At 59.8% G+C, this 12,499-nt stretch carries 10 protein-coding genes; 8 read left to right on the plus strand and 2 right to left on the minus strand.

All coding sequences use genetic code 11. The features are described 5' to 3' along the window. Positions 1–39 precede the first annotated feature (39 nt). The 3 genes from minD to KP701_RS03995 are packed head-to-tail and all read left to right on the plus strand — an operon-like array spanning position 40 to position 1,581. Positions 40–852, plus strand: a complete 813-nt coding sequence (gene minD / locus KP701_RS03985; protein ID WP_215745815.1) for a septum site-determining protein MinD — start codon at positions 40–42, stop codon at positions 850–852. Between the two features lie 4 nt (positions 853–856). After that, a complete protein-coding gene (minE, locus tag KP701_RS03990; RefSeq protein ID WP_215745816.1) occupies positions 857–1,135 on the plus strand; it encodes a cell division topological specificity factor MinE in 279 nt (92 codons plus the stop codon). Between the two features lie 38 nt (positions 1,136–1,173). Further along, positions 1,174–1,581 carry a YidB family protein gene (locus KP701_RS03995; protein ID WP_371818886.1) on the plus strand — a complete coding sequence of 136 codons (408 nt, stop codon included), beginning with the start codon at positions 1,174–1,176 and terminating at the stop codon, positions 1,579–1,581. Positions 1,582–1,660: 79 nt separating this feature from the next. Here the strand turns inward: KP701_RS03995 and KP701_RS04000 are convergent, their stop codons facing one another. Beyond that, the gene (locus tag KP701_RS04000) at positions 1,661–2,857 is read right to left on the minus strand and encodes an L-dopachrome tautomerase-related protein (protein WP_215745820.1); all 1,197 of its coding nucleotides are present in this window, start codon (positions 2,855–2,857) and stop codon (positions 1,661–1,663) included. Between the two features lie 258 nt (positions 2,858–3,115). Between KP701_RS04000 and KP701_RS04005 the strand changes: the two genes are divergently transcribed. Next, positions 3,116–5,539, plus strand: coding sequence for a TonB-dependent siderophore receptor (locus KP701_RS04005; RefSeq protein WP_252345392.1), 2,424 nt, complete (start codon positions 3,116–3,118; stop codon positions 5,537–5,539). 189 nt (positions 5,540–5,728) lie between these two features. Here KP701_RS04005 and KP701_RS04010 read toward each other — a convergent pair whose 3' ends face one another. Beyond that, entirely contained in the window at positions 5,729–5,923 is a 195-nt protein-coding gene (locus KP701_RS04010) for a hypothetical protein (RefSeq protein WP_215745821.1), read from the minus strand. A 534-nt stretch (positions 5,924–6,457) separates the two neighbouring features. Between KP701_RS04010 and KP701_RS04015 the strand changes: the two genes are divergently transcribed. From KP701_RS04015 to KP701_RS04030, 4 genes are all read left to right on the plus strand, one after another. Continuing rightward, positions 6,458–8,566 carry a hypothetical protein gene (locus tag KP701_RS04015; protein ID WP_215745823.1) on the plus strand — a complete coding sequence of 703 codons (2,109 nt, stop codon included), beginning with the start codon at positions 6,458–6,460 and terminating at the stop codon, positions 8,564–8,566. Between the two features lie 135 nt (positions 8,567–8,701). Then, a complete protein-coding gene (locus KP701_RS04020) occupies positions 8,702–9,220 on the plus strand; it encodes a DUF3576 domain-containing protein (protein ID WP_080691872.1) in 519 nt (172 codons plus the stop codon). 7 nt (positions 9,221–9,227) lie between these two features. Next, the gene (gene leuS / locus KP701_RS04025) at positions 9,228–11,825 is read left to right on the plus strand and encodes a leucine--tRNA ligase (protein ID WP_215745825.1); all 2,598 of its coding nucleotides are present in this window, start codon (positions 9,228–9,230) and stop codon (positions 11,823–11,825) included. Next, positions 11,825–12,496 carry a hypothetical protein gene (locus KP701_RS04030; RefSeq protein ID WP_215745827.1) on the plus strand — a complete coding sequence of 224 codons (672 nt, stop codon included), beginning with the start codon at positions 11,825–11,827 and terminating at the stop codon, positions 12,494–12,496. The genes leuS and KP701_RS04030 overlap by 1 nt, the downstream gene beginning before the upstream one ends. Positions 12,497–12,499: the final 3 nt, after the last annotated feature.

Genomic DNA, 12,499 nt, shown 5'->3' on the forward strand with positions numbered 1-12,499 from the left:
GGCAGACGCCGACCGCAGAGACGTTTTTTTGGAGTATTCATGGCCAAGGTTCTGGTTGTCACTTCCGGCAAGGGTGGCGTCGGCAAGACGACATCGACCGCCGCGCTCGGCGCCGCTCTCGCCCAGAGCGGGCAGAATGTGGTGGTGGTTGATTTCGATGTCGGGCTGCGGAACCTCGACCTGGTCATGGGCGCCGAACGCCGGGTGGTTTTCGATCTCATCAACGTCGTGCAGGGCGATGCCCGCCTGTCGCAGGCCCTGATCCGCGACAAGCGCTGCGAAACGCTGTCCATCCTTCCGGCATCCCAGACCCGCGACAAGGACGCCCTGACCTCCGAGGGCGTGGCCCGCGTCATGGACGAGCTTCGCGAGAAGTTTGACTGGGTCATCTGCGACAGCCCGGCTGGCATCGAGCGTGGCGCGCAGCTGGCCATGTACCATGCCGACATGGCCGTGATCGTGACCAATCCCGAGGTCAGCTCGGTCCGTGACTCCGACCGGATCATCGGCCTGCTCGACAGCAAGACCAAGAAGGCCGAACAGGGCGAGAAGGTCGACAAGCACCTGCTCCTGACGCGCTATGACCCTGCCCGCGCCGCGCGCAAGGAAATGCTGAGCGTCGAGGACGTTCTCGAAATCCTCTCCATCCCGCTGCTCGGCATCGTGCCCGAAAGCGAGGATGTGCTGAAGTCCTCCAATGTCGGTGCGCCCGTCACGCTGGCCGCGCCCACGAGCCTTCCTGCCCGCGCCTATTTCGAAGCAGCCCGTCGCCTGAGCGGCGAGAAGCTCGAGGTCTCGGTTCCAGTCGAGAAGCGCGGTTTCTTTGACTGGCTCTTCAAGAGGGACGCATGAGTTCATGAGTTTTCTCTCAAACATCTTCGCCCGGCGCCAGCAGTCCAGCAGCGTCGCCAAGGACCGTCTGCAGATCCTGCTTGCGCATGAGCGCGGTGCGGGTGAGGCCGGTGAGTCCGATCTGATCCGCCAGCTTCACAAGGAAATCATGGAAGTGATTGCCCGCCATGTCGCTGTTGATCAGGACAAGGTGCAGATCAAGGTCGACCGTGGCAGCGGGTGCTCCATGCTCGAAATCGACGTCGAGGTTCCGCAGGAACTCAACGGCAAGCGGGGTTCGTGATCCGGAGCCTTTTCCGGACACAACCCAGTTTTAGAGATATCAGGTGCGGTCTTGATGCCGCATCCGCAAGAGACGGAACAATACGGATGAGCGGCTTTCTCGGAAACCTCATGAACCAGGCTGTCGGCGCCATCGGCGGACAGCTGGGCGAAAAGTTTGGCGGCAGCATTGGCGATTTCCTCAAGGGAGATGGCCTTAACATGCTCATCAACCAGGCCCAGAGCGCTGGCCTGACCGACAAGATCCAGTCCTGGATCGGCCATGGCGAAAACCTGCCCATCACAGCGGATGAGCTGCGCAGTCTCCTGACGGATCAGCAGATCCAGACGATCGTCGCCAAGACGGGCCTTCCCGCTGGCACAATCCTGCCAGCACTGGCGCAGCTTCTTCCTGCTGCCGTCGACAAGCACACGCCCGAGGGCCAGGCTCCGTCAACGACGGCCTGAGTTACTGCCCCGGTATTCAGTGCCTGTAAAAAAGAAAGCCCCGGTGGATGGTTCCGCCGGGGCTTTTTCGTATCAGGGATCAGGATTTCTGTCCCGGGGGCAGCGCATTATAAGGCTGCGACTGTTCGATCGGGAAACGGATCAGAAGATAGGGTGTGACCCTGCGATCCGTACCATCATTGAACGACGCCAGCCGGTTCCACTGCCCGAACGTGCAATAGACATGATCCGCTGTTGCAAAAATCCCGTCCGGTGAAAGGGCCCGCGGGTCACGGAGCATCATTTTGAACGATCCGTCCGGATCGCGCCGAAGGATGCAGTCATGCTCGTAATTCGTCGTATAGAGCCGGTTCTGGTCATCCAGGGCCAAACCATCCGCCACTCCCTTTTCGCCTTCGTCGCGGATTGCGGGGCCGAGAATGGCATCATTTGATGCAGGATCTGCGAGAAGATCCACGGACAGACTGTACAGCCGACGGCTCGTCAGGGGCGCGAAATAAAGACGTTTCTCATCCTTCGTCAGCGCGATCCCATCCACACCACCCGAAACCAGCTGCGGGTGACCGGGGATATAGCGGCGGGGCTCGCCTTCCACGATGGCCATAAATCCGGTTTCCGGAAGGATTGCGGGATGCGTCGTCAGTACGCGGCGGGCCTGCTGGGTCGCGACATCTACGATCACCAGTCCGGGGCTTGTTCCGAACGATGAATCGGTCACGAAGACCGTCCCCTGCGCCCCATGAGACAGCGAGACCCGCAGGTCGTTCATGTGGCTGTCCGGCAGAAGGACCGGCGCCTTGAGGATAATCTTGTGCGCGACCCGGTTCGTTACCGGATCAATGCAGACAATCTTCGCCGCTCCCGGCTGCAGGGGATGCCCGGCGCGCTTGCCGTCATCGATTACCCAGAGCCTGCCGTTCCGATCCATGGTCATGCCGTGAACGGAGACAAGACACTCTGCCGGAACATTCCCCGGGAGACTCATTCCGGTACTCGGATAAGGCACGACCTTCCCGCCGACCAGTTCGCCGAGAGTTGCTCCCTTATGATCCACGGCATGTCGTGGAAAACCGACAAAGGTTCTCCCATTCGGCAGAACCACGATCCCCGAGGGGCCAGGGCCATCGAATTCGGCAACAATATCGAGCTCTCCGTAGGGGCCCGTACCGTTATCCTCGTTTCCGGCTGCACGCGCTTGGGCAACCGGCAGCGCTGCAGAAACCGCAATAGACGCTGGCGCTGCCGAGGCCGCCCGCAGGAAATGACGTCGTTTCATGCACAAACTCCCGAAATCCATTTATAAGACACACCGTTTCCATAACGCCCCAACCGTGTAAGGATCGCCACAGCCCCTACAAAATGTGATCGGAATTTTTCCGGAACCGGAAAATTATGTTGACGTTCCGCAAATACGAAACGACTTTGTATTTCGTATAAATTACTAACTGATCGCGTGGTAAAAGTGCTGACCCAGCTTTCCCTTCGTCATGTAACCCTTCTGGGGACTTCCCTTCTTGGCTCTGCATTTGTCCTGATGATGGACGAGGGCCGGGCTGCGACAACGCAATCTGTTCCGGTTCAGCACAAACAGGCCCATGCAACCCCCACGCCCCGGAAGGCCACTTCCCGGCCGGCTGCGAAACCGCCGGTAGAAGTGTCGGGGGGCAGTGAAGCGGTCGTTGTGACGGGGACGCGTGAGTTCGGAAAGAAGGCGCGGGATTCTATTGCCCCTGTCGACATCGTGACGAATCGTCAGTTGACGGGCACCGGCCAGCCCACGCTTCGCGATTCTCTGGCGCTGTTGCTGCCGTCCCTCACCGTGCCCACAGGCGGTTTTGATGCGGGCGCCCTGACCGACACCATTTCGCTCCGCGGGCTCAACCCCAACGAAACGCTCGTTCTGGTGGATGGCAAGCGGCGCCATACCACAGCGAATATCTATGCGGATGGCGGCCCGGCGCAGGGTTCCACGCCTGTCGATATCGACATGATCCCCATGTCCATGATCGACCATATTGAAGTTCTGCGTGACGGTGCGTCCGCCCAGTACGGTTCGGACGCGATTGCAGGCGTCGTCAACATCATCCTGAAGAAGCAGAACCATGGCCTGACCATGCGCTCGAATACGGGAATCACGAGCGAAGGGGACGGTTTTCAGCAGGGCGTGTTCATCGACGGTGGCCTGAATCTGAACAACCGCGGTTTCGTTCATATCGGTGGCGATTTCGTGCATCAGGACCATACGGTCCGGTCCGGCGCGGACAACCGGACCAACACCTATGTCAATCAGCTTCTCGGGCAGCCCGAGCAGACCCGTGAGAGCGTCGCTATCAATGCCGGCTACGACATTACCGACAACGTGCAGGCCTATGCCAGCGCAACCTATGCGCACCGGCATGCGGAATCGTATCAGAACTACCGACTGGCCTCCACGCTCGCCAAGTATCCCGGCTATGCCGCGATCTATCCTTACGGCTACGCCCCCATCGAGGCCCTGAACGAGGACGACTACGAACTGACAGCCGGTTTCAAGGGAACACTGGCAGGCTGGCATTGGGATGTATCCTCGGTTTTCGGGCGGGATTACGATGCCTTCGATACCGAGAGCTCAACGAATGTGGGCCTGTACACGGCCACGGGGCAGACCCCAACGTCCTTCGCCGCGCAGTCCTATAACGACACGCAATGGACGAACAGCGTCGATCTGAGCCACAAGTTCCGCACGTCGTTCTGGCCCTATGCCATCAACGTCGCTGGTGGTGCGTCCTATCGTTACGAGGCCTATGCCATCGGCACCGGTTCTCCGGCGAGCTACACCTATTCCAGCTCGGACGGCTTTCCGGGCACCAACCCGGCCAATGCAGGCAAATGGTCCCGTGACGTGGCGGCGGGCTATCTCGATATCTCCACGAACCTGATGAAGCACTGGCAGATCGATCTGGCAGGCCGCGTCGAGCATTACACGGATGTCGGCAACACCAAGACCGGCAAAATCTCGACCCGTTACGATTTCAGCCCGCGCTTCGCCATCCGCGGCACGTTCAGCAATGGCTTCCATGCGCCGACGCTGGCGCAGGAGCATTATTCCGCACTCTCCGTCTCTCCGACGGCGGCCAGCGGCATCATTGCGGCGAACTCCGCCGGTGCACTCGCCAACGGCGCCTCAGCCCTGAAGCCGGAATCCTCCACGAGTGCCGAAGGTGGCATCATCGTCGAGCCGATCAAGAAGCTGCACGTCACCGTCGACGTGTATCAGATCGACCTGCGCGACCGGATCATGCCCGGAGGTACGATCTATGGATCGCAGGCCTACAGCGCGCTCCAGGCTGACGGGTTCAACCTGCCGTCAGGATCTGAAAACTGGACTGGAAGCCAGCTCGCCACGCACTGGTTTGCCAATGTGGCCAACACCCGCACCCAGGGCCTCGATCTGACGGCGACCTATCCGACCGATTTCGGTCATTATGGTCATGCGGACTGGGATGTCGCGATCAACCTGAACCGTACGCGTCTGCGCCATCAGGCAAGCAGCACGACCGGCGCAGCCCTTCTGAACGCCCAGTATGTCGCCTACCTCACCACAGCATATCCGCGCAGCAAGATCATTTTCGGTGGCACCTGGCGCTCCGCCCGCAACAAGTGGGCCGTCTCCGTCCATGAGATCCGCTATGGCGAGACAACGTCCCAGCTCACCTACTACACCGGGCCTTACACCTACTCCACCAGCCACTTTCTGGAGTTCCAGAACGTGCCGAAATGGACGACGAACGCCTCCGTTACCTACAACATCACACCCAAGTGGAGTGCTACGATCGGCGGGAACAACATCTTCGCCAAATTCCCGTCCGTCGTGCCGGAAGGGAACCGCTATCTGGGCGTGCCCAAATATTACATGAGCACGTCCCAGCTCGGCATGAATGGCGGGTACTACTATCTGGATGTTTCAGCCCGCTTCTGAGCGGCTGAGTATGGCGAGGTGATGGATGCATCACCTCGCTTCAGACTGGTATCTGCGCGGGAGCGCTCGTCGGACAGGATCTGTTGTGGGAAGAACCTGCGCCCCACACCTGAGGGGATAAAAATATGGTTCGGGAAATATTGTGTTTGTTGGTGTCCGCGAGAGGATTCGAACCTCCGGCCCCAGGATTCATACCACTTCGGTTTTCACCGCCATGCCCGGAGGCATGTTCGTGGTCTGGACTGTCTCTTCACCATGGCCTGAAAGCCAAGGTGTCGCCCGTACAGTCTCTACACCTTCTTGCCGGCACGCCGGAAAGCTTGGCTCGGGATTGGCACGATCGAGATGATCAGAGCGTTCCCCGAATTTGAGCGAATCCACCATGCGGTTTCCCATCATGGCGCCCAATTCAAAACCTTAGGAATCCTGTGCTCTATCCTGCTGAGCTACGCGGACAAACAAGACGACCGTATCTCAGTTACGGTGTCACTGCAACCGTACCCCCGCCACATCAGGCAGCGGAAGACGTCGGGAATTCTCCATCCAAGCCAGCACCACCCGGGAAAAACCAGGGAAACGGGAACCCGCGATGGGCATATCACTGGAGATGAAGATTACCTGCCCTGTTTATGCTATCTCAACTTTTTCTGGTTAGTCTTTTAAGCGAGGCTTCTGCTACGGCCTTGCATGACACCTCTTTTCCATCAAAAAGGTGATCTGTTTTTCTGGTAGTACCAAATCCTGAGTAGGATAGAGCGCGTTCGCAGCTGGCATCCTACACAATACCTCTTTGCGGGGTTTTGCAGGTTTGACTGGGTTGAGAATTGCCATGATCTGCGTTGCTGACAACGATTTACTAAAACAGTCTGGAATTTCCCTGTCTTTCGGCATGAGATCCTGATCGTGGAGGCGGCGAAGATGGTGGACAGTTCATCCCGTCATATCCGCGAAACCGATCCCACCCTTCTGCGCGTGCGACTGATCGGGCAGATGGAAGCAAGAACCCTCACGGGCGAAAGCGTGCTTCCGATCGGGGGCAAGACACGGGCGCTTCTGGCTATTCTGGCTCTTTCTGACCGGAAACCTGTCCTGCGATCCCGGCTGGCGGAACTGCTGTGGAGCCAGCGACCTGAAGAAATGGCACGCGCGTCCCTGCGACAGGAAATCCATCGCCTCCTGGATGCGCTAAGTCCGCTGGGCGTGGACGTCATCGATGTTCAGCGGCACTCGCTAGCCCTAAAGCCGGCTCTCACTTCGGTGGACGCCGAGAGACTGCTTACAGTCAGTGTCCGAACGATCGACAGCGTGACCCTGCCTGACGAACCGCTGCTCGGCGAACTGGCAGGTGTGGATCCGGCGCTGGACGAATGGCTTGTCCAGCAAAGGGAGCGCCTCTCAACACATCTCCAGCAGGTTTATGAAAGTGCCGTCCGGGAATTGACCGACCCGGATCAGGTCGAAGACGTGGCCGAGCGTCTGTTGAAGTTTGACGGCCTGAACGAGGTTGCTTGGCGGGCCAGGGTTCAGATGGCCCTGCATCGGGGTGACAAGGGTCGGGCAGCCGCACTCGCTGACCAGATGGCACATCTTTTCGGAGATGCCGAAGGACATACCCTTACTCCGGCCACACAGGCGCTGATCAGGAGTATTCCGACTGAAAGCAGCGGCAGGGATCTGGTTCAGGACCTGTCCCAGGCACCACTGGCTGCGGGAACTTCTGAAGCATCTTTCACAGCGCCAGTACTGCGCCCGGATCCGATGCTTGCCCTGCCGCTTCATTACGCGTCACAACATCCGGCTGCGGCAGAACCGCGGAAGATCTCACTGGTTTTTCTAATCCCGTCGTCCACGGATAAAACGCTTGCCGAACAGGGCCAGCGCCTGCGGGATCAGCTGGAACTCCTGTTCGTCAACATGGGGACTTTCGACATCCTTGCACTCCCCGAAGCATCCCTGCCCGACCCTGTGAGCGCGGCTGCGGCTTATCGGGCCTGGGGCATGGACTACATCATTTCCGCCAATCTGCGGGCAGGCCCTGAGGGGGCTGAAAACCGGCTAATCCTCCGAGTTCTGGACGCCCGACGCGGGGGAGTCATCATCTGGGGAACGCATTACGATTTCCCGCGTTCCGGGGCGGATACGGCAAAAAACAGCCTTCTGGCGCCTGCGCAGGCGATGCAGTGGAGCATCTTCGTCACCGAAGCCCGGCGCATTGCAGCTCGACCAGATACAGAGCTTTCCACACTGGGAATGGCGCTACGAGCTTTCATGCTGCTCCTGCGACATGATTCTTCGCTTTTCGATCGAATTGGATTTCTGCTGGAACGCGCCGACGAGCTGGACGGAGCCGACGGTGCGATTGCGCTCATTGATGCCCTGCACTGCTATATCCACTTCCTGAATGAATGGCGTCCTGAAACCGAGGCTGTTTTTGCCCGAGGTCTTCGCAGCGTTCGAGCCGCCATTTCGCTGATGCCGGATCTGCATGCAGTCGAAGTTCTTCTCGCCGCCTATCTGATGCACGAGCCTGCCATGCACAGTACGGCTCTCTCGGTTGCCCAGTCCGCGGCCGAGGGAATCTTGCAGATCGAGGGACATCACAAGGATTCTCCTGATCTTCTGATGGCAGAGATTGTCCTGGCTCTGCTGGGCGGGAAGATGAAGGCGGCAGCGGGAAAGGTGAAGCTGCTACTGAAAAACGGGTATCGCTCACAGTTGCTTGAACTCCTGCGTCCGGTTTTCATGATGGTCCTGCTACTGGGGGAAGACTATCAGGAAGTAATCTCGATGGGTCGGTTGATGTCCGGTCTTTATCCGTCCTGCCCGAGTTCGCTGGTTTATTATCTCATCGCCCTGGTTGAAGTGGGTGACTGCGCCGAAGAGATGCATCAGGTCTGTCGCCACCTTCTTCGTCTGGTGCCGGATCTGACCATTTCCAAAGCTGTCAGTCGGTTTCCTTGCGCGGGGAAGACACGACTGACGAGGCTGGCTGCAGCATTGGGCAAGGCTGGGGTGCCTGAAGGATAAGAACATCTTCCTTCAGGTGCTTGGCCTCGTGCCGCCGGCACGATATGAACACTCAAACAGAAGTTGCCGGCTGCAGGCCTCGCCAGTCTGCATCCTTGCTTGTGACCGGCCCTGGCGCGGCCCGCAGGACCACACATGATGTCTCGCATCCAGTTGACCGTTCTTCGCCCCCTTCACCGACCGACAACCCGGCTTGCCCTGGGATTTCTGGCACTCGGCGCTCTTGCCGCCTGTGGCAGCGGGCGTGACCCCAGCACCCTGACCGCGCCCCGCAATCATCTTCTTGGAGTGGATCGCGGTGCCGAAGGTGGCGCTGACGAGCTTCGCGGAGGTGTGAACGCATATCTGTGGCGTGGAGCGATCGACACCCTGTCCTTCATGCCGCTGGCATCTGCCGATGCCGTGGGCGGTGTCATCCTGACCGACTGGTATCAGCCGTCCGCCAGCCAGAACGAGCGGTTCAAGATTGCAGCCTATGTGCTGGACCGTCGCCTGCGTTCGGACGCCCTGCGGGTTTCCGTGTTCCGTCAGGTTCTGCAGGACGGGCAGTGGGAAGACACCCCCGTTTCCGCCACCACCACTTCCGATATCACCACCCGTATCCTGACGCGTGCACGTCAGTTGCGTGCCGAAAATGGCGAGCGGGACAACTGAGTCAGACATGAGCGATACCACAGCCCCCGCATTCGATTTCCAGAACCGCGAACCGTTCTGGCAGAACGAATGGAAGCGGCGGAATACCTTTGCGGTCCCGGATGTTCCCCCGGCCGATCGTCCGAAATATTATGTGCTGGAGATGTTCCCGTACCCATCGGGACAGCTTCATGTCGGACATGTCCGAAACTACACGCTCGGGGATGTGGTCGCGCGTTACAAGCGGGCCCGTGGGTTCGCTGTCATGCATCCTATGGGATGGGACGCGTTCGGTCTGCCGGCGGAAAATGCCGCCCGTGAACGCAATGTTCATCCTGGCAAGTGGACAATGGACAACATTGCCACCATGCGGGGTACGCTGCAGCGTCTGGGTTTCTCGCTGGACTGGGACCGTGAAATCGCGACCTGCCTGCCGGAATATTACGGCAAGCAGCAGAAGCTGTTCACCGACATGCTGGCCGCCGGTCTAGTCGAGCGGCGTGACTCTCTGGTCAACTGGGATCCGGTCGACGAGACGGTTCTTGCGAACGAGCAGGTCGTGGACGGGCGCGGCTGGCGCTCGGGAGCGCTGATCGAGAAGAAGAAGCTCTCCCAGTGGTTCCTGAAAATCACGAAATTCGCTCAGCCCCTGCTCGATGATCTGAAGACGCTTGATCGCTGGCCCGAACGCGTCCGGACCATGCAGGAGCGCTGGATCGGCCGTTCGGAAGGTGCGCGAGTCCGCTTTGCGCTGTATCAGCCGCCCGCAGGTTATGACGAGGATCTCGATAGCGTCGAAGTCTTTACAACGCGTCCCGACACCCTGTTTGGTCTGAGCTTCATCGGAATTTCGGCGGAACATCCGCTGGCCCGCAAGGTTGCGGAAAGCAACCCGCAGGCCGCTACCTTCATTGAAGAATGTCGCCGTCTCGGGACGTCCGAGGAAGTGATCGAAGCTGCCGAGAAACGCGGGTTCGACACGGGCCTGCGGGTAGCCAATCCGCTTGATCCCGAAAAGACGGCACCTGTCTGGATCGCCAATTTCGTCCTGATGGATTACGGCACCGGCGCTGTTTTCGGCTGCCCGTGTGGCGATCAGCGCGATCTCGACTTTGCCCGCAAATACGACCTGCCGGTACCGCAGGTTCTTCTGCCCCCGGGGCAGGATGCCGAGACCTTTGTCCTGGGCAAAAAAGCGGTTTCGGGCGAGGCGACCCTGTTCAATTCGGGTTTCCTGGATGGGCTGGCCCCTGCTGCGGCGCGGACGAAAGTCATTGAGCGTCTTGAAGGTCTGGGGGCAGGCAAGGGTGTCGTGAACTGGCGCCTGCGCGACTGGGGCATTTCCCGGCAGCGCTACTGGGGCTGCCCCATTCCCATCATTCATTGCGACACCTGCGGTCCGGTTCCGGTGCCGGATGAGCAGCTTCCCGTCATCCTGCCGGAAGACGTGACATTTGACCGTCCCGGTAATCCGCTCGATCACCATCCGACCTGGAAGCACGTCAACTGCCCGCATTGCGGCAAGCCTGCGGTTCGCGAGACCGATACGTTCGATACGTTCGTTGACAGTTCCTGGTACTTCGCCCGCTTCACCAGCCCGCATGCCGAGACCCCGACGGTTCCGGCCGCTGCCAATGGCTGGCTTCCGGTCGACCAGTATATTGGTGGCATCGAGCATGCGATCCTGCATCTGCTCTATGCGCGTTTCTTCACTCGCGCGATGCATGAAACCGGGCATCTGGATGTGGACGAGCCGTTTGCCGGCCTCTTCACCCAGGGCATGGTGACGCATGAGAGCTACCGCGATGAGAGTGGCTGGCTGTATCCCGAAGAGGTCGAACGGCAGGGCGATCAGGTCGTGCGCCGTGAGACGGGAACACCGGTTCAGATCGGCCGCTCGGAAAAGATGTCCAAGTCCAAGCGCAACACGGTGTCTCCGGTCGACATCATCGAGCGTTATGGCGCGGATACGGCCCGCTGGTTCGTTCTCTCCGACAGCCCGCCCGAGAGAGACATGGAATGGACGGCCGCAGGTGTTGCCGCTGCTGCCCGCTTTGGCCAGAGACTGCATCGTCTCGTGGCCTCCGTGGCAGCACGGGATGCAGCCGACAGTGCGCATGGTGCGGCGGGGGATGACCTGCGTCGGGTCACGCACCGGACCATTGCCGCCGTCGGTGAAGCCCTTGAAGCCTTTACGCCGAATGTTGCCGTGGCCCGTCTGCATGAGTTGACCTCGGCTCTGGCGGAGGCCGAACGCATCGAAGGCGCCGGCATTGCCGCTGCGCGCCGTGAGGCAGCACGCGTGCTGTGCCTGCTGACCGCTCCGATGATGCCCCATCTTGCGGAAGACATGATGGCGGTTCTGGAGCCGGGCAGTGCGCTGGTTGTGGAGCGTCCCTGGCCGGAAGCCGAAGAAAAATGGCTGGCCGTGCAGAGCGTGACGATCGGTGTGCAGATCCTTGGCAAGCTGCGCGGAACCATTGAGGTTCCGCCCGATGCGCCGAAAGAAGACGTGCTGGCCGCAGCGAAGAGCGAGCCGAACGTGGCCCGTCTGCTTGAAGGAAAACGGCTGGTGAAGGAAATCCATGTTCCGAACCGGATCGTCAATTTTGTGGTGGCGGGCTGATGTCTGACCGGCGCGGCGCCTTTCTGCTCACGGCTTTCCTTCTGCTCGGGGGATGTGGTTTTTCCCCCCTCTATGGAAAGCTGACCCCGAAAACCGACATGTCGGAAGAGTTGGCACAGATTTATGTGGACAACATTCCGGGGCGTTACGGCCAGGAACTCCGTCTGGCCCTGCAGAAAAACCTGGCCGGCGCCGGGCCGGAAGATCCTCATAAATACATGCTGAAAGTCTCTTCCGGCATGAATGAGGAAGCGGTCGACATCCATCAGGACAATACGTCCGGCCGCACCCGGAGCACGGGTTCGGCGCACTGGATGCTCATCACGGTCGAGCAGAATCCGCGCCTGCTGGCGCAGGGGGATGCCACGACGCTGGATGGTTTCAACACCACGTTCGAGCAGTATTTCGCCCAGACCCTGAATGATGAAACGCTTCAGGCGCGCGTCTCGGATACGCTGGCGCAGACCATGACGCAGCAGATCGCGATCTGGTTCCGCAATCACAACATGCCCGAGAAAGCTGCACCGGATGAACTGCCACGCTACCTGAACACGGATCGCATGCCGGATGACAACGGCAATGCAGCCACCGACCGGACGGGTGTCGATGGCTTCCCGGCTTCCGCAACAGGCCGTCTGTCCAGAAGCACGACCAGCACGTCTTCGCAGTAAGTG

Origin of the sequence: Gluconobacter sp. P1C6_b, from assembly GCF_018811945.1 — a bacterium.
Classification (GTDB): domain Bacteria; phylum Pseudomonadota; class Alphaproteobacteria; order Acetobacterales; family Acetobacteraceae; genus Gluconobacter.

Excerpts from the sequence above, each read along its gene's own strand:
- KP701_RS04005 (WP_252345392.1), top strand. The coding sequence starts at position 3,116 with ATGATGGACGAGGGCCGGGCTGCGACAACGCAATCTGTTCCGGTTCAG.
- KP701_RS04000 (WP_215745820.1), bottom strand. The coding sequence starts at position 2,857 with ATGAAACGACGTCATTTCCTGCGGGCGGCCTCGGCAGCGCCAGCGTCT.
- KP701_RS04010 (WP_215745821.1), bottom strand. The coding sequence starts at position 5,923 with ATGGTGGATTCGCTCAAATTCGGGGAACGCTCTGATCATCTCGATCGT.
- KP701_RS04015 (WP_215745823.1), top strand. The coding sequence starts at position 6,458 with ATGGTGGACAGTTCATCCCGTCATATCCGCGAAACCGATCCCACCCTT.
- KP701_RS04030 (WP_215745827.1), top strand. The coding sequence starts at position 11,825 with ATGTCTGACCGGCGCGGCGCCTTTCTGCTCACGGCTTTCCTTCTGCTC.
- minD (WP_215745815.1), top strand. The coding sequence starts at position 40 with ATGGCCAAGGTTCTGGTTGTCACTTCCGGCAAGGGTGGCGTCGGCAAG.
- minE (WP_215745816.1), top strand. The coding sequence starts at position 857 with ATGAGTTTTCTCTCAAACATCTTCGCCCGGCGCCAGCAGTCCAGCAGC.
- KP701_RS04020 (WP_080691872.1), top strand. The coding sequence starts at position 8,702 with ATGATGTCTCGCATCCAGTTGACCGTTCTTCGCCCCCTTCACCGACCG.
- leuS (WP_215745825.1), top strand. The coding sequence starts at position 9,228 with ATGAGCGATACCACAGCCCCCGCATTCGATTTCCAGAACCGCGAACCG.